The sequence below is a fragment of the Bradyrhizobium sp. AZCC 2176 genome, from assembly GCF_036924645.1.
Classification (GTDB): Bacteria; Pseudomonadota; Alphaproteobacteria; order Rhizobiales; family Xanthobacteraceae; genus Bradyrhizobium.
This window is the reverse complement of sequence record NZ_JAZHRX010000001.1, coordinates 4049477-4070023: the sequence shown is the minus strand read 5'-3', so window position 1 is coordinate 4070023 and position 20547 is coordinate 4049477. Positions and strand designations below refer to the sequence as shown.

Here is a 20547-nt window from a genome sequence, read left to right as displayed (position 1 = left end):
TACTGGATGCCCCGCTTTCACGGGGCATGACAAGGGGCAATTTTGCGCGCAACCGCCTAGATTCCGGCGGTTTTCATCACCAGATCGGCCAGCCGTTCGGCGGCGTCGAGCCGGCCGACCTTGCGGGCGGCATCCGCCATCGCGGTCAGCCGCGCGGGCTCGGCGGCAAATGTCGAGATTTCCGCCGCCAGCCGGTCGGGCGTGAATTCGGCCTGCGGAATCCGTAAAGCCCCGTTCACCTGGGCCAGCACACCGGCATTGGCAAACTGGTCCTGGTCGATTGCGCCGGGCAGCGGCACCAAAATCGAGGGCCGGCCGATCGCGGCGAGTTCCGCTACGGTGCCGGCGCCGGAACGCGAGACCACGAAATGGCTGGACGCCAGCCGCGCCGGCAGATCGCTGAAGAACGGCGCGAGGTCGGCCTTGATCTTGAGCCGGTCATAGACGGCGCGCACCCGCGCCATGTCCTCCTCACGCACCTGCTGCGTGAGTACCAGGCGACTCCACAGCACCGGCTCGAGCCGTTCGACGGCTGATGGCACGATGTCGCTCATTACTCGCGCGCCCTGGCTGCCGCCGACCACCAAAAGGCGCAGCGGCCCGTTCGGTTCGGGCGACGCAAACGGCATCGCCGCGGCGGCAAGGATTGCCGGACGCATCGGCGTGCCGACGGTGGTGGTTTTTCCCGCCAGCGACGGATCGCGGTCGAGCACGCCGGGCAGCGAGGCCGCGATCGCGTTGACGCGGCTGGAGAGAAAACGATTGGCGCGGCCGAGCACCGCGTTGGCATCGTGAATGATGCCGGGCACACCGAGCAGCCTTGCCGCGATCAACGGCGGCAGCGTCGGATAGCCGCCGAAGCCGACCACGGCCGAGGGCTTCAGCCGCCGCACCAGATTGGCCGCAACCAGCATGCCATAGCCGAGCATGAATCCGGTGCGCGCGAGTGCTACCGGATTGCGGCCGCGCACGGTTTCGCTCGGCACCACGTCGATATTGTCTCTGGTGAAAAGTCCGCTGTAGCGCAACGCGCGGGCATCGGTCGCCAGCCGCACGCGCAGGCCGCGCCTGATGAGTTCGACGCCGAGCGCTTCGGCGGGAAACAGATGACCGCCGGTGCCGCCGGCGGCGAGTAGAATGAGAGGCGCGTTGTCCATGGCTTCAAATAGCCCACGACGGGGCCGCCGTCACCACGTCCGTGCGGTCAAGCGTAGCCGCGCGCTACGCCAGCCGCGTTCATCGATTCCACCTCGGTGCGCGGGCGCTGCCGCGTCAGCGCCAGCATCATGCCGACACCATAGGCCAACGAGATGATCGACGAGCCGCCATAGGAGATGAAGGGCAGCGTCATGCCCTTGGCCGGGATCAGTTGCAGATTGACCGCCATGTTGATCGCGGCCTGCACGCCGAACAGGATCGCCAGCCCCGAGGCCGCAAAGCGCGCGAACATGTCCTCGCTGGCATAGGCACGCGTCAGCGTCCGGATCACAACAAAGGCAAACAGCGAAACCAGCGCCAGGCACAGGATGATGCCGAATTCTTCGGCCGCCACGGCGAACACGAAGTCGGTATGGCTGTCCGGCAGGCTGCGCTTGGCGATGCCTTCGCCAGGCCCGAGCCCGAACCAGCCGCCGTTCCAGAAGGCTTCCATCGCCATGTCGACCTGGAAGGTGTCGCCGGAGGCCGGGTTCATGAATCGCCTGATGCGGCCCGCGACGTGCGGCACCAGGAGATAGGCGCCGAACAATCCGAGGCCTGCGGCGCCGGCAAGGCCGGCCACCCAGATCATCCGCATGCCCGCAATGAAGAACAGTGCGCCCCACACCATCAGGATCAGCATGGTCTGGCCGAAATCCGGTTCCATCACCAGAAGCGACACCAGCATCAGCAGCAGCACCATCGCCATCGAGGTCGCCGGCATTTCCGGCCGCTTGGTCGATTCCGCAAACAGCCACGCCGCCATCACGACAAAGGCGGGCTTGGCGGATTCGGAGGCCTGGATGTTGACGCCGAGCAGCGTGATCCAGCGCCGCGAGCCCTTCACCTCGGCGCCGAAGACAAGCGTCGCCACGATGAGGATGATGCTCGCCACAAAGACCAGCAACGCGAGACGGCGGATCTGCTTGGGCGACAGGAACGACACCCCGATCAGCACCATCAAGGACGGCAGCAGGAACAACATATGCCGGCTGAAGAAGTGGAAGGGATCGAGCCCGATCCTGGTCGCCACCGGCGGGCTCGCCGCCAGCGAAAGGATAACGCCGCCCAGCATCAGCGCGGCGATCGCGGCCAGCAGCAACTTATCAACGGTCCACCACCAGTCCGAAAACGGGGTGCGTTGGTCACGGGCGAGCATGGGCGTCCCCAAAATGGCAGAGGTAACGCCCATTGGTGGGGCAGGATGGTTTATGGGGGGTTAATGGAGACGGTAACTTTTGAGGGATCAGCCGACGCTGTGTAGGATGGATGGAGCGGAGCGATACCCATCCTACGGTCACACCACCGGCTTCACGCCCGGGATCGCCGTCACCAGATCGCGGAATTTTGCGCCGCGAATCTCGAAGTTGCGGTACTGGTCGAACGAGGCGCAGGCGGGCGACAGCAGCACGACCGGATCGGCGATCCCCGACGCTTCCGCGTCGCGCGCGGCGTTGGCTACCGCCACATCGAGCGTTTCGGAAATCTCGTGCGGCACACGCTCGCCCAGCGTTCCCGCAAACTCCTGCGCGGCCTCGCCGATCAGATAGGCTTTTCGGATGCGCGGAAAGTATTCGGTGAGACCCGTGATGCCGCCCTGCTTCGGCTTGCCGCCGGCGATCCAGAAGATGTCGGCAAAGGACGACAGCGCGTGCGCGGCGGCGTCCGCGTTCGTGCCCTTGGAGTCGTTGACGAACAGCACATTGCCGAGGCGGCCGACCTGCTCCATGCGATGCGCGAGGCCCGGAAAGCTGCGCAGGCCGTTTTGTAACATGTCGGTCGAAATTCCCATTGCCAGCGCGCAGGCCGAGGCGCAGGCCGCATTCTGCGCATTGTGCAGCCCGCGCAGCGAACCAATGCCGCCCAATCTAGCGATCTCGCGGCGCGCGCCGCCGGAGGCCTGCACGATGGTTTCGCGTTCAACATAGACGCCGTCGGGCAGCGGATTTCTCACTGATATCCGCACCACGCGCTTGCCGGCCTGGTCGAGGCGGTCGGCGATGTTTCGGCACCAGCCGTCGTCGACGCCGACAATGGACGTGCCCTGCGGCTGCACGCCGGCGACCAGCCGCGCCTTCACCGCGGCGTAGTGCTCCAGCGTGCCGTGGCGGTCGACATGGTCTTCGCTGACGTTGAGCAGAATGCCGACCGACGGATCGAGCGAGGGCGCCAGGTCGATCTGGTAGGACGACATCTCGACCACATGCACGCGCCCCATCCGCGGCGGCTCCAGCGAGAGAATTGCGGTGCCGATATTGCCGCCCATCTGGGTGTCGTAGCCGGCGACATCAATCAGATGCGCGATCAGGGCCGTCGTGGTCGACTTGCCGTTGGTGCCGGTGATGGCGACGAACGGCGCGTCGGGTGCGTGACGGCGGCGCTCGCGGCAGAACAATTCGATGTCGCCGATCACCTCACAGCCAGCCTGGCGCGCCATCAGCACCGACCAATGCGGCGCCGGATGCGTCAGCGGCGCGCCGGGAGTGAGGATCAGCGCCGAAAAATTCGCCCACGACACCGTGCGCAGATCGGCCGTGTTGAAACCGGCCTGCGCCGCCTTGGCGACATTGTCCGCACTGTCGTCGCCCGCGATCACCTCCGCGCCGCCGGCTTTCAGCGCGTGGCAGCTCGCAAGGCCGGAACCGCCGAGACCAAAGACGGCGACCGTCTTGTCCGCAAATGACGTGACGGGGATCATGATTGGACAACCGTCATTCCGGAAACCGCGCAGCGGTTATCCGGAATCTCGAGATTCCGGGTTCGCGCTTTGCGCGCCCCGGAATGACCGCCGTAAGGATGCATTGTCGTCACCGCAGCTTCAGCGTGGAGAGGCCGGCGAGCGCCAGCATCACCGAGATGATCCAGAACCGGATCACGATCTGCGGCTCGGTCCAGCCCTTCTGCTCGAAATGATGATGCAGCGGAGCCATCCGGAACACGCGTTTGCCCGTCAGCTTGAACGAGGTCACCTGCACGATCACCGAGACGGCTTCGAGCACGAACAATCCGCCGATCACGGCCAGCACGATCTCGTGCTTGACCGCCACCGCGGTCGCGCCGAGCATGCCGCCGAGCGCGAGCGAACCGGTATCGCCCATGAAGATCGAGGCCGGCGGCGCGTTGAACCAGAGGAAGCCTAATCCGGCGCCGAGCACCGCACCGCACAGCACCGCCAGCTCGCCGGTGCCGGCGACGTATCTGATCTGCAGGTAGTCGGAGAACACTGCGTTGCCGGTCAGGTACGAGATCATGCCGAAGCTGGCGGCGGCGATCATGACCGGAACGATCGCAAGCCCGTCGAGACCGTCGGTCAGGTTCACCGCATTGCCGGCGCCGACGATGACGAAGGCGCCGAAGATCACGAAGAACCAGCCGAAATTGATCACCATGTCCTTCAGGAAGGGTATCGCGAGCGACGTCGAGGTCGCATCGCGGCCGAGTCGCACCAGCGCGTAGCAGGCAGCCAGTGCAATCACCGCTTCGATCAACAGCCGCAGCTTGCCGGCGAAGCCGCTATGGCTCTGTTTCGTCACCTTCAGGTAGTCGTCGTAAAATCCGACGAAGCCGAAGCCGAGCGTCACCGCGAGCACGATCCAGACGTAAGGGTTGAGCGGATTGGCCCATAGCAACGTCGAGACCACGAGGCCCGAGAGGATCATCAGCCCGCCCATGGTGGGCGTGCCCTTCTTGGAGATCAAATGCGATTGCGGACCGTCGGTGCGAATCGGCTGGCCCTTGCCCTGCCGAAGCCGCAGATGATCGATGATCCAGGGTCCGAACAGGAACACGAACAGCGCGCCCGTCACCATCGCCCCGCCGGTGCGGAAGGTGATGTAGCGAAACACGTTGAACACGCCGCGGAAGATGCCAAAACCCGGGACGGTATTGGAAAGCTCGATCAGCCAGTAAAACATTCAGGTCGGCCCTATCACGCGGCTCGGTTGCGCCGTCTTTGGCGGGAAGCGCTGTCCGGGAACGCGTTCGTTCCGGGAACGCCTTGATAAGCGTTTTCGTCCTCAAACCAAGCAAATCTTGGTCATGCATCGGGTATTGACGAATCATGCCGCGCGGAAACAACGCACCCGCCCAATACGGCCAGTTTACGCCTTTGCCTGCAGCGCGGCCAGCAGCCTCGGCACAAACTTGTTCACCCAGAACATCTTTTTGCTGCCCTTAACGACCACCACGTCCCCGCTCCGCAGCAATGCGGCGATTTCCTGGGGATCGAGCGTGGCCGGGTCTTCATGCCAGCCGAGCGCCCGCTCCGCCGGCACGAGACCGTATAAATGGCGCATCAGCGGGCCGACGCAATAGATGCCGTCGATGCCCGGCAGGTCGCCTGCGAGCTTCTCGTGATAGGCGGGCGCTTCAGCGCCCAATTCCAGCATGTCGCCGAGTATGGCAATGCGCCGGCCGGCCTTCACCGGCCGCGCTTTCAGGCTGCCGAGCGCGGCGACCATGCTGGCCGGATTGCCGTTGAAACTATCGTCGATCACGGTGACGCCATGGGCCGCCTGTTCCACGCCGCGGCCGGTCATGATGCCGACATGGCTGAGCTCTTTCGCCAGTGCCACAGGATCGAGCCCGGCGGCATCGATGGACGCCAGCGCGGCCAACGCGTTCTGCACGCGATGCGGCGCACCCGGCGTCAGACCGAATTCGATTGGCTTGCCGTTCACCTGCGCTGTGACGTTCCAGCTCTCGCCCTGGGCTGCGTGGTTCAGTTCCCGCACCCCGGATCCCGCGCCGAAGCGAACGACCCTGCCGTTCCATTCCGGCGCCTCGACATCCCCAGGCAACACCAGCACACCATCCTTTGGCAGGCCTTGCGCGATGCTGACCTTCTCACGCCGGATCGCTTCCAGGCTGCCGAGCTTTTCTAGGTGAACCGGCTGCACGTTCACGACAAGCGCGACCGTAGGCTGGGTCAGTTCGCTGAGCCGCGCGATCTCGCCGGTCTGGTTCATGCCCATTTCGACGACCCACACGCTCGCGCCGGGGCTGGCATTGCAGAGCGTCAGCGGCACGCCCCAGAAATTGTTGAAGCTGCTCGGGCTGGCATAGGCGGCAGGATACGCGGCGAGGAATTCCTTGGTGCTGGTCTTGCCGGCGCTGCCGGTCAGGCCGATGACCGGGCCGGTAAAGCGCGCCCGCGCGGCGCGCGCCAGCCGCCACAGGCCGTCGATCAGCGTGTCCTTGACCACCAGTTGCGGGACACTCACGCCATCAATCCGATGCGGAACGATCACCGCCACCGCGCCGGCGGCTTGCGCCTTGTCAGCGAATTCCCAGCCGTCGCGCGCGCTGGCAAAGCTGGAGATGAAGCCGCCGCTCGGCGTGCCGCTCAACGCCACGAACAGGCAGCCTGGCCTCACCAGGCGGCTGTCCTGCGTGATGAAATCAATCGGCGTAACCGGATACTCGCCCGCAAGCCCGAGCGCCTGCGCGACTTCGGCAATCGTCCACAACGGCGCCGCGCTCATGCCACCCTCGCTGCCAGCGCGGCCGCCACCGCCTCGTGATCGCTGAACGGCAAAACCTTGTCGCCCACGATCTGCCCGGTCTCGTGCCCCTTGCCCGCGATCAAGAGCGCATCGCCGGGCTGCAGCGCCGCTATCCCTGCCCTGATCGCTTCCGCGCGATCGCCGATCTCTGTCGCGCCCTTCGCCGCCGCCAGTATGGCGGCGCGGATCGTTGCCGGATTTTCGTTGCGCGGATTGTCGTCGGTGACGATGATTTGATCGGCGTTCTCGGCCGCAATCGCGCCCATGATCGGCCGCTTGCCGGCGTCGCGGTCGCCGCCGGCGCCGAAGACGACGACGAGTTTGCGCTTGGCGTAAGGCCGCAGCGCCTGCAGCGCCTTCGCCAACGCGTCCGGCTTGTGCGCGTAATCGACGAAGATCGGCGCACCATTGTGCTCGCCGACCCGCTCCAGCCGCCCCTTGGCGCCTTCGAGATGTTCGAGCGTAGCGAACACCTCGGCCGGCTCGCTGCCGGTGCCGATCGCAAGCCCGGCGGCAACCAGCGCATTCTCGATCTGGAATTCGCCGACCAGCGGCAGCTTGACGGTGTAATTGCGTCCGCGATTCGTCAGCGCAAGATTCTGCGAAAATCCTTCGACGGTAGCACCAACGAGGCGGATGCCTTCACCGGCGCCATCCGCGTTGCGCCCGACGGCGACGATCCGCAAGCCTCGCGCGCGCGCTGCGTCAATCACTTCCTGCGAACACCGATGATCGGCCGAAATCACCGCCGCACCATCAGGCGCAACGAGATCGCGGAACAGCCGCATCTTGGCGGCAAGGTAATGCGCGACGTCGGGATGATAATCCATGTGGTCGCGTGAAAGATTGGTGAAGCCACCGGCGGCAATACGCACGCCATCGAGCCTGAACTGGTCGAGCCCGTGCGAGGATGCCTCGAAGGCCAGATGGGTGATGCCCTCGCCCGTGATCTCGTCGAGCTGCTTGTGAAGCGCGATCGGGTCCGGCGTCGTCAGCGAGCCGTACACCGTGCGCTTCGGCGAAACGAGCCCGATGGTGCCGATGCTGGCCGCTGCATGGCCGAGCCGCTCCCAGATCTGGCGCGTGAAGGCTGCGACCGAGGTCTTGCCGCTGGTCCCGGTCACCGCCGCAATAATCGCGGGCTGACGCGGATAAAATCTCGCCGCCGCCAGCGCCAGCGCGCGGCGCGGGTTTGGCGTGACGACGAACGGCACGCGGCGGTCAGGCGAAGCGCGGTCGCCGGCTACCGCAACCGCGCCCGCGCCGATGGCGGCATCGATAAAGCGGGAACCGTCGGTCTTGTGGCCTGCGAGCGCAAAGAACAGATCGCCCGGCTTCACCGCGCGGCTGTCGACCGCAAGGCCTTTCACATCGACAGCTTCCGCCTGCAACTCGATTGCAGCGTCATCGCTGAAGAGGTCGCGAAGTTTCATCTTGCTCCAGTCCGGCCCGGCACAGCTTGGCGCGCCTTGATCCTACGCCTTACTGGGTTGTCCTCGATGCCGCAAGAATAAGGCGGTCGGACGGCGGCAGATCAAAGCGCGGCTCGATGCCCAGAAGCGGCCCGATCCGGGCGATCACCTTGCCGCCGGTCGGCACCGCGTTCCAGCCCGAGGTAATGAAGCCGAACGTCTCCGGCAGCGCCTTCGGCTCATCCAGCATGACCAGCAACTGATACTGCGGGTTGTCGGCCGGAATGATCGCGGTGAAGGAGTTGAGCACCTGCTTCTTGGAATAACGGCCGTTGACCACCTTTTCCGAGGTGCCGGTCTTGCCGCCGATATAGTAGCCCTTCACGTCGGCCTTCTTGGCGGTTCCGATCTCGGCGTTCAGTCGCATCAGATAGCGCATCTTGTCGGAGGTTTCGGGCCTGAGCACCCTCTTGGCGATGGCCCTTGCCTCCTCTTCCGACCGCTTGAGGAAGGTCGGGGGGATCAGGAAACCGCCATTGATGCAGGCATTGATGCCCATCACCGCCTGCAGCGGCGCCACCGCGATACCATGACCGAAGGAAGCCGTGATGGTGTTGAGTTCGGTCCAGCGCTTCGGCACGATCGGCGAGGCGCTTTCAGGCAGTTCGGTGCGCAAGCGATCCATCTGGCCGAGCTTCTTCAGGAACGTCTTGTGCGCCTCGACGCCCTGCGCCAGCGCGATCTTGGCTGCGCCGACGTTCGAGGAGAACGTGAACACTTCCGACAGCGTGATCGCGCGGCCGACCGGATGGGTGTCGTGAATGGTGAACTTGCCGAACTTCAGCGCACCGCGCCCGTCATAGAGCGTGTTGAGGTTGGCTTTGCCAGAGTCCAGCGCCATCGCCAGCGTCAGCGCCTTGAAGGTCGAGCCCATTTCGAACACGCCGGTGGTCAGGCGGTTGATGCGCTCGGGATCGTGCGCCTCCTTCGGATTGTTCGGATCGAAATCCGGCAGCGACACCAGCGCCACGATCTCGCCGGTCCGGACGTTGGAGACGAGGCCGGACGCCGCCTTGGCCTTGTACTTCTCTTTGGCCTTCAACAGTTCATCGCGCAGCGCATGCTCGACGCGCAGGTCGATCGACAGTTCCACCGGGCGCTGCAGGCGGTCGGTGGCAAAGCCGGCGCGGTGCAGATCGGCCAGACCGTTATTGTCCAGCCACTTCTCCATCCCGGCGATGCCCTGGTTGTCGATGTTGACGAGCCCGATCAGATGCGCGACCGCCGCGCCGGTCGGATAGACCCGCTTGTTCTCGCGCAGGAAGCCGATGCCGGGAATGCCGAGCTTGTGGATGTCGCGTTGCTGCTTTGGCGAGATCTCGCGCTTCAGCCACACGAAGCCCTTGCGCGACGACAGGCGCGTGCGCGCCTCCGCTTCGTCGAGGTCCGGCAGCGCGGCGGTCAGGAGTTCGATCGCCTCGTCCTTGTCGATAATGCGCCGCGGCTCGCCGAACAGGCTCGGCGCCTTGACGTCGGTGGCGAGCACCTCGCCGTTGCGGTCGACGATATCGGGCCGCGCGGTCGCAATCGCGTCCTGTGAGCCGGCGCGGCGGGCGCCGTGGCTGTCGGCGCCGACCGCGAACATCACCAGACGTCCGGCCAGCACCGCATAGATCGCCGCAAACAGCAGGATGGCAAGCCCGACGCGGGCCCGCGCCTTGGCGGCGCGATCGACGTTGCGCCCGTAAAGCAGGCTGCGGATCAGCCGCTGCCGCCATGGCTCCGCGGGACGCTTGATGGTGGTGAGCGCCCGGCCGGTCATTGCTGATCTCCCGGTGCGGGCACGGACCCGGTTGTGGGTGGTGCATCGGCGGCGGCCTCGATGGTGTTGATCATCGCGCCGATCGGATCGGGTGCACCGGGCCTTGCAAAGGCCGGCGGCCGTTCCGGCAGGTTCTTCAACTGATCATATTGCGTGGCATTGAGCGGCTTCAGGCCGAGATGGCGCTCGGCGAGCCCTTGCAGCCGCAGCGGCGCATCGAGCTTGGCCCATTCCGCGCGCAGCGCCGCGATGGCATCGCGCTGCTCGCGGATCTCGGCGTTCAGCCGCAGCACGCGCTCGACGCGCGAGGTCGATTCCATCTTGATCCGGTAGACGTAGGCCGCTGCGAACACCAGCACGCCGATGACGAGGAAGTGGATGATCCGCATGGTCAGCCTCCCCTCATCACGTCGGCAAGAACGGGCCACGCCGGCAGGCGGCCTGCCGCAAGCGCCGGCGCCGCGGTGCGCTCGGCAGCGCGCAGTTTTGCGGAACGCGCGCGCGGATTGGCGGCCACTTCGGCTTCAGTCGGCGTGAGCGGGCGCTTGGTCAGGATCTGGAAACTCGGCGCGGCCTGCGCAACTTCCGGCAAGTGCCGCGATCCGCCGCCGGTCTTGCCGCGCGCGTTGAGGAAATCCTTGACGATACGGTCTTCCAGCGAATGGAACGAGACGACCACCAGCCGCCCGCCGGGCTTGAGCACCCGCTCCGCCGCCGCCAGTGCCAGATGCAGTTCGTCGAGTTCCGCGTTGACGAAGATTCGCAAGCCCTGGAACGTGCGCGTCGCCGGATGAATCTCGTTCGGCTTGGAGCGCACCACCTTGCCGACGATATCGGCCAGCGCCTGCGTCGTCGTGATTGGCGCCTCTTTCCGCGCCGCCACGATGGCGCGCGCGACGGCGCGGGAATGGCGCTCTTCGCCGAAAATATAGATGATGTTGGCGAGATCGGCCTCGGAAGCCTTCGCCACGACATCTGCCGCGGTCGGCCCGTCATGGCCCATCCGCATGTCGAGCGGACCGCCGAGCCGGAACGAGAAACCGCGTTCGGCCTGGTCGAGCTGCATCGAGGAAACGCCGACGTCCATCACGACGCCGTCTACCGCAGGCGCGCCTTGCGCCGCGCAGACGTCTGCAAGGTTGGCGAATCGGTCCTCGACCAGGGTCAGCCGGCCGGCCGATTGGTCGACCAGATCGAACCCGCCGGCAATGGCTGACCGGTCACGGTCGATGCCGATGACACGGGTTCCCGCGACAGCGAGAATCGCGCGGCTGTAGCCGCCGGCGCCGAAGGTCGCGTCGACATAGATGCCGCCGTCCCGGGGCGCGAGCATCGCGACCGCCTCGCGGCCGAGAACGGAGACGTGGCGTGGCGCAGCCGGGGTCATGCGCCGTCCTCCGGCGTTTTCCAGTCGATGGTTCGAAAACTGGACGCGAACGGGCCCATTGCGCCTCAAATCTCTGCGCTTCGCCGGGCTTTTCCGGCCCATCAGCCGCGAACAGGCACGATTGCCTCTGGCCCGGCCTCGCGCCCCCTCATTTCCAGACGGAATTTGCTGGGCTGCCATGGCACTTCGAGCGCGAAAGAGGGCCTCGGCCGTCCCCAACCCGGTTCGGCTCTTCACCACTTAGTAACGGCACTTAGCGTTAAGAAAGCGTTGATGGTTCGATTAAGGTTTTGCGCGCCTTCTACAGCGTTTTCGAGCGAAGTGGGTACCGGTTCGCGTGAAGAAAACGCGTCAAAACAAGAACCTAGAGTTTCGGTTCCGACACAATCAAAACCGAAGCTCTAGACGCTGAAAAATGGTGATGCGCCCCGCACACACCCGCTCAAAATGCGGGATAGAACTCGGTCACCGGATTGCGCGCACACGAAGTAAATGAATAGTAAAAGGTATTGCCGCTTAAATCACGATGTTGCCGCGCTCCTGCCCGGTTTGAGTTTAAAAAATGGCTACTGGTTCGTTCGCATCTGCTGGTATTGATTCGAAGCGTCAACGCGCCCTTCCCATTCCCAGGGCCAACGCCGACATGAAGACCTTTACCCCAGATTCCTCGATCGCATCCGACGTCATCCCATCACCGAACCATGGCGATCGCAACAAGGGCCGCCTCGCGGACATGATCCTGCTGCACTACACCGGCATGCCGGATGTGGAAGGCGCGATCGCCCAGCTCTGCACGCCCGGCACCGACGTGTCAGCGCATTACATCGTGCTGGAAGACGGCCGCATCGTGCAATGCGTGCCCGAAGCCAAGCGTGCCTGGCACGCCGGCGTATCGTTTTGGGCCGGCGAGGAAGACATCAATTCCTGCTCGATCGGGATCGAGATCATCAATCGCGGCCATGACTGGGGCTATCCGGATTTCCCGCTGCGCCAGATCGCCGCCGTGATCGCGCTGTGCCGCGGCATCATGCTCCGCCGCAAGATCCCCTCGCATCGCGTGCTCGCGCATTCCGATGTCGCCCCGGCGCGCAAAAGGGATCCCGGCGAGAAGTTTCCGTGGCATTCGCTGGCCAATTCCGGCGTCGGCCATTGGGTGCAGCCGGCGCCGATCGTGCGCGGCGAAACGCTCAAGCTCGGCAGCATCAGCGACGACGTCGCCGGTCTGCAGATGGCGCTCGCCAAATACGGTTACAACGTTCCGACCACCGGCAAGTTCGACGGCCCGACCATGGAAGTGGTCACTGCATTTCAGCGCCACTTCCGTCCCGCGCGCGTCGACGGCATCGCCGATCACTCGACCATCAGCACGCTGCACGCGCTACTGACGAGCCTGCCGCCGGAAGCGATGACGACGGTGGTCGCCGCGAAGTAGTTTCAGCGCCGATCTGTATCTGCCGTCATGGCCGGGCTTGAGGAAGACGTGGATGCCCGGGACATCTAGCGCGAAGACGCGCTTCTGCCCGGGCATGACGACTACGAACCTAGCTCCGCGATCCTTCGCGCGTAGAACCTTCGCAGCGGCTCCAGTTGGGTCGCCGCCGTCGCCGCCTGATACGCCTCACGCGCCGCGTCGCGCCGGCCCAATCTGCGCAGCAAATCGGCGCGGACGGCCGGCAGCAGTTCATAACCCTTCAGCCCGCCCCGCGCTTCCAGCGCATTGACCAGGTCGAGCGCCCGCGCCGGGCCATCGACCATCGATACGGCGGCGGCGTGGTTGAGTTCGATCACCGGCGACGGGCAGATCCGCAGCAGCACTTCATAGAGGCCGGCGATCTGCCGCCAATCGGTATCCTCAAAACTCGGCGCACGCGCATGCAGCGCGGCGATTGCCGCCTGCACCGCGTAGGATTGCGGCCGTCCCGGCATCCGCAGCGCTTCCTCCACCAGCATCAAGCCATCAGCGATCTGGTGCTGATTCCACAGCGTACGATCCTGCTCTTCCAGCAGCACGATGTCGCCGCCCGCGGTCTCGCGGCCGGCGCGGCGTGAATCGTGCAGCAGCATCAAAGCCAGCAAACCCTTGATCTCGCCGCGTCCCGGCATCAGCGCGTCGAGCAGCCGCGCCAGCCGGATCGCTTCGCGCGCCAAATCAGGCCGCATCAGATCTTCGCCTGATGTCGCCGCATAGCCTTCGGTGAACACGAGATAGATCACGGCGAGCACGCCGCGCAGTCGCGGCTCCAGCGCATCGCGCTCGGGCACCTCATAGGGAATGCCGGCGAGACTGATTTTCTGCTTGGCGCGCAACAGGCGCTGCGCCATCGCGTCTTCGCTGGCGAGAAAGGCGCGCGCGACCTGCGCTGTCGTCAGCCCGCACACCGTGCGCAGCGTGAGCGCGACCTGAACCTCGGCGGCAAAGGACGGATGGCAGCAGGTGAAGATCAGCCGCAGCATATCGTCGTCGAGCGCGTTGTCGGAATCCTCGCACGGCGCGGACGCGTTGAGCAGCAGCTCATGTGTCAGTTGTTGCTGTTTGCTGCGAAACGAAACATTGCGCCTGACGCGGTCGACCGCCTTGTTGCGACCGACATTGACCAGCCAGGCGCGCGGATTGGAAGGCAGTCCGGCGTCGGGCCAACGCTGCAGCGCCACCGCGACCGCATCCTGCAACGCATCTTCCGCCAGATCGAAATCGCCGACGAGGCGGATCAGCGTGGCCAGCGCTCGCCCCGCCTCGTCGCGGAAAATTTTCTCGATCTCGATGGGCGTCATCTGGTTTGCCGCTTCAAGCCCGGAATGACGGCTTCGCCGTCAGTCATAAATCATGACCGGCCTGACCTCGATCGAACCCGACTTGGCGCAGGGAATGCGCGCGGCAATGCCGAGGGCCGTGTCGAGATCCTTGGCCTCGACCAGATAGTAGCCGCCGAGTTGCTCGCGCGTCTCCGCGAATGGACCATCCGTGGTCAGCATCTTGCCGTCGCGAACCCGCACCGTGGTCGCGGTCGTCGTCGGCTGCAAGCCGTCGCCAGCCTTGAAATGGCCGCTCTGAACGATGGACTGGGTGAATGCGCCGTAGTCAGCGGTCACTTGCTTCCGCTCGGCAGGGCCCATTTTGCCGATTTCGGCTTCGTTCCGATAGATCAACAGCAGGTACTGCATCTCATTACTCCCTTTGATCGGCTGGATCGCCGACACCTAGTCGAACGGGCCCCCCGCAAGACGACATCGTCGGGGAATTTTTTTCGGCGGAGCGGCTATCATGGAGCCGGCTATCAAGACTGCCCCACGGCCTCGGCGAGCCGCCGTTTCAGTTCCCTGAGTTCCTCGAAGCGCTTGGTCACGTCGCGCATGACGGCCACGGTGCCCGTGACCGCCTGCATCCTGTCGCGCAGCAGCAGAATCGTGAACTCGACCGATATCCGCGCGCCCTCTCTGGTCAGGCCGGGCACCGACAACAAATCGCCGTGGCCATAGCGGCTCGTTCCCGTCTCCATCGTGTGGCGAAATCCGCGCCAGTGCCGGGCACGCAAATTCTCAGGGATGATCAGGTCGAGCGACCGGCCGACAGCATCGTCGGCCGCGAAGCCGAAGATCCGCTCGGCGCCGGGATTCCAGAATGTGATGCGTCCGTCGCGATCGGTTGCGATGATCGCGTCGGAAGCGCTGTTTAGCAGGGCTTCACCAAGGCCGGCAGGCATGTTCATCGCGTGTCACCGCTACTCATTCTCAAATCGATCGGGCCAACATCAAAGGCCGCCATGCCGCTTCTGTCAAAATTGCAGGTATGGAACCCGATTAACCATCGTGATCGCTTGACGCAGCGCGCCGGAGCCCCCATTCGTAAGGCGTCAGTCGGCCGGACGGCCGCTCCCGCTAGGGCCGAAAGGCCGCGGGGGAGGAAAGTCCGGGCTCCATCGACATGCGGTGCCGGATAACGTCCGGCGGGGGTGACCCCAGGGAAAGTGCCACAGAGAACGAACCGCTCCGTCTCCGGACGGAGTAAGGGTGAAAAGGTGCGGTAAGAGCGCACCGCGTATCCGGCAACGGAAACGGCATGGCAAACCACACCGGGAGCAAAACCGAATAGGGACGGCAACGCGGGCAAGTTTCGCGAAAGCGATAACACCGCAGGGCGATGTCAGGCTCGCCGTCCGGGTAGGTTGCTCGAGGCCATGTGCAAACATGGTCCCAGAGGAATGGCCGTCACGTACCATTCGCAAGAATGGTGCCCTACAGAACCCGGCTTACAGGCTGGCTGATGCTTTGAGCGAAAGCGTTTTCGAAGAAAACGCGTCTTACTAACGGAAGCGTTTTCCAAGAAAACGCGTCTTACTAGAATGAGGGGTTCGGCGCAAACACGCCGGACCCCTCGCCATTTCAACCAGCGTAACCGGTAGATCCTATGGGGTGGCAGGTGGTCAGGGGGTAAGTTGAGTTTGCGACCACCCACTCACCCAGAGGATCCACGATGTGCACAGATCACGCTGACACACCCGCCGGCTGCAAGTATGCCACAGTTTACGTTGTTTTCGAACTGAGCAAGGCGAAATGGCAGCTAGGCATCATGCTGCCCGGTACCGAGAAGATGAGCCGTTACCGGATTGACGGTGGCGACTTGGCGGCGTTGGCAGCTTTGCTGGTCAAGGCTCGATCGAAGGCGGAGCAGACGGGGAAGCTGGTTCGTATTCTGTCGTGCTATGAAGCCGGTCTCGACGGTCATTGGCTGCACCGCTGGCTGGCCGACAACGAGGTGCTCAATCACGAGATCGATGCGTCGAGCATCGAGGTGAACCGGCGGGCACGGCGGGCCAAGACCGATCGGATCGACTTGGCGCAGTTGATGCGCTCGTTTCTGGCTTACCTGCGCGGCGAACCGCGGGTTTGCAGCATGGTTCGGGTTCCCACGCCTGAGGACGAGGATCGCAAGCGGCGTACGCGCGAGCGCGAGCGGCTGCTGCAGGAGCGCACCGGGCACAGCAACCGGATCAAGGGGCTGCTGCATGGCCAGGGCATCCGCGATGCCATGCCCCTGAAGCCGGGCTTCTTGGCGAGTCTGGATGCGATGCGAACCGGCGATGGCCGCGTTCTGCCGCCACGGCTGAAGGACGAGATCCGTCGCGAGCATGAGCGGCTGGTATTGGTGCACAAGCAGATCAAGGGGCTCGAGGCAGCGAATGCGGCCGCGCATCGGACCCCGGCAAAGGACTCGGCAGAGGCGAAGGCGGTTCAGCTTGCCCAACTCAAGGCGATTGGCCCGCACATCGCCCAGCTCCTGGCCAACGAGGTCTTCTACCGTGACTTTAAGAACCGCCGTCAGCTCGGCAGCTGCGTCGGACTAACCGACGTGCCCTACGACAGCGGCGCCCGCCGTCGACAACAGGGCATCAGCAAAGCTGGCAACCGCCGTGCGCGAACCACCGCAATCGAGCTCGCCTGGCTGTGGCTGAGGCATCAGCCCGACACCGAGCTGAGCCGCTGGTTCCGCGAGCGGGTTGGTAACCTCAAGGGCCGCATCCGCAAGATCGCCATCGTGGCGCTGGCGCGCAAGCTGATGGTGGCCCTCTGGCGCTATCTGGAGACCGGCCTCGTGCCGAGTGGCGCCGTCATGCGTCCGAGCTTTTAAGCAACGCCGGTGCGCCAATGACGACCGACGTGACCCAGGACAGACGTGTGACCGAACCCGGGCTTGGGTCTTCGGATTCCGCTTTCGTAGATGGGTCCCGTCTCTTCTGGGCCTTACCTTCACCCGTGCATGAAAGATCAGGGTTCGGGCCACCACACCCGACCGGATACAAGTTGATGCGGTGTTGGCCGCATAACGACGTCACGGCCCAGTCCCGGACATCACGTCAAGCCGTCAATCGCGCGCCTCGAAACGTCCCGATCCGAAAGCTTTGCTCCGGCCTCGCCACCGTCAAGGCCGCTCCGCGCCGCCTCCGGCGGTGGCCTGCGGCCAACCTTGACGGTGGCTGCGTCCGGCGCAGCGGCTATCCATCGGGATCAAAGGGCGCATCGCCCTCCACCGAACATGCCAAAGGCAAAGCCATGCCCTGATCGATCAATCCCCTTGACAACTACTACCCCATACAAGCCCGGATGGAGCGCAGCGCAATCCGGGATTCTCTCATCCGCTGATCGGCCGGTACCGGATTTCGCTGCGCTACATCCAGGCTACGCCGCGATCTTCTGCAGCAACGCCATCAACGCCTCCGGCGCCGTGACGTTCGGCGAATGGCTGGCGTCGATCTCGTAATAGCTCCACGCGGAATCGCCCTTCGTCATCCGGGCGAACGGTCCGAACGTATCGGCCGGCGTGATCCGCGTGGCGTAGATGTAGCTTCGCGGCAGCGTCAACGCACCACCCTGCAGCTTGAGCCTGGTCTCGAAACATTTGATCGGCATGTCGACGCGACGCGCGCTGAGCCATTCGAGGTCGGCGGGCGAGGTATCGGATGGCGTCGGATTCGGCGGCACGCGCCAACCGCCGGAGTTTGCCAGTTCTTGCATCCGCAGCACCGCCGCTTCATCCAAATCCAGCAACGACTGCCCATCGCCGGGCACGAAGGCGTCGACATAGATGAGTTGCCTGACCTTGTCGCACGCCCGGTCGGCGACCCCGGTGGCGACCATGCCGCCATAGCTGTGGCCGATCAGCACGATGTCGCGCAGGTCTTCATACTTGATGACGTTCAGCATGTCCTCGATATGCGTATCGAGGTTGATCGCCGGATGGGCCAGGTGCGCGCGCTCGCCGAGGCCGGTGTAGGTTGGCGTAACCAGCCGATGTCCGGCCGCCTGCATCAGCGGATGCATCTTCTTCCAGGCCCAGCCCGCGGACCACGCACCGTGACAGACGAGAAAGGTTTTCGAAGAGGTTGTTCTCATTGGGCCGCTTCCACGGGGTTTGTTGTCGAAGGCTTCGATTGCGATAGTACCCGTCCGCCGCGTCGTGTAAACGTCAGCACAAATTTCGAGGTCGTCATTCCGGGGCGCATCGAAGATGCGAACCCGGAACGACGGGGAGAAGAGAAGAGTGGACGTCGCCACCTACGCGATTTTGCTTGCTGGCGCGCTCGCCGGTGGCTTCGTTTCCGGCCTCGCCGGTTTCGGCACGGCACTGATGGCGCTGGGGATCTGGCTATACATCCTGCCGCCCGCGATTGCCGTGCCGCTGGTGCTGATCTGTTCGGTCAGCTCGCAGATCTCGACATTGCCGTCGATGTGGAAGCTGCTCGACTTCAAGCTGGCGTTGCCGTTCGTGGCCGGCGGGCTCCTCGGCATGCCGATCGGGGCACTATTGGTCGCGCGCGCCGACCCGCAAGTTTTCAAGCTCAGCGTCGGCGTGATGCTGCTGGTGTTCCCGACCGCGCTCTATTTCATCCTCAGGCCAATGGCCTTTCGTTTCGGCGGCCGCGTCGCCGACGCCTGCGTCGGATTTGCCGGCGGCATACTCGGCGGCCTGGCCGGGCTGTCGGGCCCACTTCCGACGCTGTGGGCCAGCATCCGCGGCTGGACCAAGGATCAGCGCCGCGGCGTTTTCCAGATATTCAACGGCACCGTGCTCAGCGCCGCGCTGATCCTGCAAGCCGCCACCGGTTTCGTGAAGCTGAACGTCTTCTGGCTCGCGCTGCTGGCAATGCCCGGCACGCTGATCGGCGCCCGCCTCGGCATGCGCACCTACCACGCCCTGAACGACCGAAACTTCTACGACGTCGTGCTGGCGCTGCTGTTTCTGTCAGGCGCCGGATTGGTGTGGAGCAGCATTGCTCCGAGGTAGCAGCGCATAGCCGCCATGTGCACCGAGTAGATTGCTGTACGCTGGCAAGCAAAGCAGCTAACCAATCGCATCATGTCCTCTCCTTCGTCGCGCGAACGTCTCGGTCTGCTGCTGGGTTTTGTCGGCATGGCGACCTTCGGCGGCACGCTGCCGGCGACGCGGATTGCGGTCGCGGAAATTGATCCGATTGCACTGACATCGCTGCGCACCGCGATCGCCGGGCTATGCTCGCTGGTGCTCCTCCTCGCATTGCGCCGCCCGCTGCCGCCCCGTGCGCTGTGGCCGCAACTCGTGATCGCCATGCTCTGCGTCGCCATCCTGTTTCCGCTTCTGATGTCGCTCGGGATGCAGCGGGTCGACGCGTCGCATGGCGGCGTGGTGCTGGGCGTGCTGCCGATCGCCACCGCACTCGTCGCCGTTGCCATCACCCATGAACGGCCGAAGCCGCTGTTCTGGATTGCTTCCGTCGCCGGTGCCGCGCTGGTGATCATGTTTGCACTGCGTCAAGGCGGCGGCGCGCTCGCGGCCGGCGACCTGTTTCTGTTCGCGTCCGTCACTGTGGCCGCGGTCGGCTACGCATTCTCCGGCCGGCTGACGTCGCAGATGCCGGGCTGGGAGGTGATAAGCTGGGTGCTGGTCATCGCGCTGCCGCTCTCGATCCCCGCGGCCGCGCTGACCATGCCTGCCGACATCAGCCACATCGCGCTGAAGCCGTGGCTCGGCCTGCTCTATGTCGCGCTGTTCTCGCAATGGATCGGCTTCTTCGCATGGAACGCCGGGCTCGCGATGGGCGGCATCGCGCGGGTGTCGCAGATACAATTGCTGCAACCCTTCGTAACCTTCGCGCTCGCGGCATTCTTCAATGACGAGACCATCACGCTGCAAATCCTGCTGTTCGCCACCGCCGTGGTGGTGACGGTTGCGATCTCGACACGCACGCGCACCAAGGCCGCGCCGTCGCTGCCGCAACGCGATCGCGAGCCGCCTCAGTTGGCTGCGTCCTGATCGATCAGCGCCGGATATTCCGCAACCAGTTCGGCTCGCATCTTGTCCAAATGAATGGCCCGAAGCAGCACCCGGGCCGTCTTCAGGTGATTCACCTCGATGCATAAACTGATGATCTGGCTGACCGCAACATCACGCATGGCATCGTCGGATATTTTCTGTGCGATCTCGAGCGCGCATTTGATGGCGGCCTGGTATCGCTCGGCGCCGGAGGCTCGCTCCTGTTCCGACTTGTGGCCGCGAACGCTCGCCATATGTTCGACGATCGCCGCGGCCGACGTGCAAATGTCGCGGATGGCGTGCGCCGCTTCGATGTCCCCGGCCGGTTGAAAGTCCGCCGTTTCCCAGACGTCCGGCTTCCGCTCTTTTCCAAACCAGCGCATCGCATACGCCCCATCGACGGCCGAAATATATTCCGCTATCGATGGGGTTAGCAAGAA

The 20547-nt window shown here is 64.6% G+C and carries 18 protein-coding genes and 1 other RNA gene; 5 read left to right on the top strand and 14 right to left on the bottom strand.

Annotated elements, in window-relative coordinates:
• Positions 1-56: 56 nt before the first annotated feature.
• The 9 genes from murG to rsmH all read right to left on the bottom strand — a co-directional run bounded on the left by murG (position 57) and on the right by rsmH (position 11322).
• Positions 57-1157, bottom strand: a complete 1101-nt coding sequence (gene murG, locus V1288_RS19245) for an undecaprenyldiphospho-muramoylpentapeptide beta-N-acetylglucosaminyltransferase (protein WP_334358530.1) — start codon at positions 1155-1157, stop codon at positions 57-59.
• 47 nt (positions 1158-1204) lie between these two features.
• A complete protein-coding gene (gene ftsW / locus V1288_RS19240; protein ID WP_334358529.1) occupies positions 1205-2356 on the bottom strand; it encodes a putative lipid II flippase FtsW in 1152 nt (383 codons plus the stop codon).
• 138 nt (positions 2357-2494) lie between these two features.
• Positions 2495-3895, bottom strand: coding sequence for a UDP-N-acetylmuramoyl-L-alanine--D-glutamate ligase (gene murD / locus V1288_RS19235; protein ID WP_334358528.1), 1401 nt, complete (start codon positions 3893-3895; stop codon positions 2495-2497).
• Between the two features lie 109 nt (positions 3896-4004).
• Positions 4005-5111, bottom strand: coding sequence for a phospho-N-acetylmuramoyl-pentapeptide-transferase (mraY, locus tag V1288_RS19230; RefSeq protein ID WP_334358527.1), 1107 nt, complete (start codon positions 5109-5111; stop codon positions 4005-4007).
• Between the two features lie 186 nt (positions 5112-5297).
• Complete coding sequence (locus tag V1288_RS19225) at positions 5298-6680, bottom strand: UDP-N-acetylmuramoyl-tripeptide--D-alanyl-D-alanine ligase (RefSeq protein ID WP_334358526.1); 1383 nt, start codon at positions 6678-6680, stop codon at positions 5298-5300.
• Positions 6677-8134: a UDP-N-acetylmuramoyl-L-alanyl-D-glutamate--2,6-diaminopimelate ligase gene (locus V1288_RS19220; RefSeq protein ID WP_334358525.1), complete on the bottom strand. Its 1458-nt coding sequence runs from the start codon at positions 8132-8134 to the stop codon at positions 6677-6679. The genes V1288_RS19225 and V1288_RS19220 overlap by 4 nt, the downstream gene beginning before the upstream one ends.
• A 49-nt stretch (positions 8135-8183) precedes the next feature.
• Entirely contained in the window at positions 8184-9935 is a 1752-nt protein-coding gene (locus V1288_RS19215) for a peptidoglycan D,D-transpeptidase FtsI family protein (protein ID WP_334358524.1), read from the bottom strand.
• Positions 9932-10324, bottom strand: a complete 393-nt coding sequence (gene ftsL / locus V1288_RS19210) for a cell division protein FtsL (RefSeq protein ID WP_334358523.1) — start codon at positions 10322-10324, stop codon at positions 9932-9934. Before ftsL ends, V1288_RS19215 begins: the two co-directional genes overlap by 4 nt.
• A gap of 2 nt (positions 10325-10326) precedes the next feature.
• Positions 10327-11322, bottom strand: a complete 996-nt coding sequence (gene rsmH / locus V1288_RS19205) for a 16S rRNA (cytosine(1402)-N(4))-methyltransferase RsmH (RefSeq protein ID WP_334358522.1) — start codon at positions 11320-11322, stop codon at positions 10327-10329.
• A 643-nt stretch (positions 11323-11965) separates the two neighbouring features.
• Between rsmH and V1288_RS19200 the strand changes: the two genes are divergently transcribed.
• Positions 11966-12754: an N-acetylmuramoyl-L-alanine amidase gene (locus V1288_RS19200; RefSeq protein ID WP_334358521.1), complete on the top strand. Its 789-nt coding sequence runs from the start codon at positions 11966-11968 to the stop codon at positions 12752-12754.
• Between the two features lie 101 nt (positions 12755-12855).
• Here the strand turns inward: V1288_RS19200 and V1288_RS19195 are convergent, their stop codons facing one another.
• From V1288_RS19195 to V1288_RS19185, 3 genes are all read right to left on the bottom strand, one after another.
• Positions 12856-14094 carry an RNA polymerase sigma factor gene (locus tag V1288_RS19195; RefSeq protein WP_334358520.1) on the bottom strand — a complete coding sequence of 413 codons (1239 nt, stop codon included), beginning with the start codon at positions 14092-14094 and terminating at the stop codon, positions 12856-12858.
• A 39-nt stretch (positions 14095-14133) separates the two neighbouring features.
• Positions 14134-14484 carry a YciI family protein gene (locus V1288_RS19190; RefSeq protein ID WP_334358519.1) on the bottom strand — a complete coding sequence of 117 codons (351 nt, stop codon included), beginning with the start codon at positions 14482-14484 and terminating at the stop codon, positions 14134-14136.
• A gap of 113 nt (positions 14485-14597) precedes the next feature.
• Positions 14598-15029 carry a PAS domain S-box protein gene (locus V1288_RS19185; protein WP_334358518.1) on the bottom strand — a complete coding sequence of 144 codons (432 nt, stop codon included), beginning with the start codon at positions 15027-15029 and terminating at the stop codon, positions 14598-14600.
• Between the two features lie 144 nt (positions 15030-15173).
• On the opposite strand from V1288_RS19185, the gene rnpB reads away from it, so the two are divergent.
• Positions 15174-15588, top strand: an RNA gene (rnpB, locus tag V1288_RS19180) — RNase P RNA component class A.
• 205 nt (positions 15589-15793) lie between these two features.
• Entirely contained in the window at positions 15794-16948 is a 1155-nt protein-coding gene (locus V1288_RS19175) for an IS110 family transposase (protein ID WP_334358517.1), read from the top strand.
• A 548-nt stretch (positions 16949-17496) separates the two neighbouring features.
• Here the strand turns inward: V1288_RS19175 and V1288_RS19170 are convergent.
• Positions 17497-18210 (bottom strand): alpha/beta fold hydrolase, encoded by a 714-nt coding sequence (locus V1288_RS19170; protein ID WP_334358516.1) that lies wholly within the window; start codon positions 18208-18210, stop codon positions 17497-17499.
• Positions 18211-18358: 148 nt separating this feature from the next.
• Between V1288_RS19170 and V1288_RS19165 the strand changes: the two genes are divergently transcribed.
• Both V1288_RS19165 and V1288_RS19160 read left to right on the top strand, forming a co-directional pair.
• Positions 18359-19102: a sulfite exporter TauE/SafE family protein gene (locus V1288_RS19165; protein ID WP_334358515.1), complete on the top strand. Its 744-nt coding sequence runs from the start codon at positions 18359-18361 to the stop codon at positions 19100-19102.
• A 72-nt stretch (positions 19103-19174) separates the two neighbouring features.
• A complete protein-coding gene (locus V1288_RS19160) occupies positions 19175-20107 on the top strand; it encodes a DMT family transporter (RefSeq protein ID WP_334358514.1) in 933 nt (310 codons plus the stop codon).
• Here V1288_RS19160 and V1288_RS19155 read toward each other — a convergent pair.
• Positions 20089-20490 carry a hypothetical protein gene (locus V1288_RS19155; protein ID WP_334358513.1) on the bottom strand — a complete coding sequence of 134 codons (402 nt, stop codon included), beginning with the start codon at positions 20488-20490 and terminating at the stop codon, positions 20089-20091. The two genes, V1288_RS19160 and V1288_RS19155, sit on opposite strands and share 19 nt — an antisense overlap.
• Positions 20491-20547 lie beyond the last annotated feature (57 nt).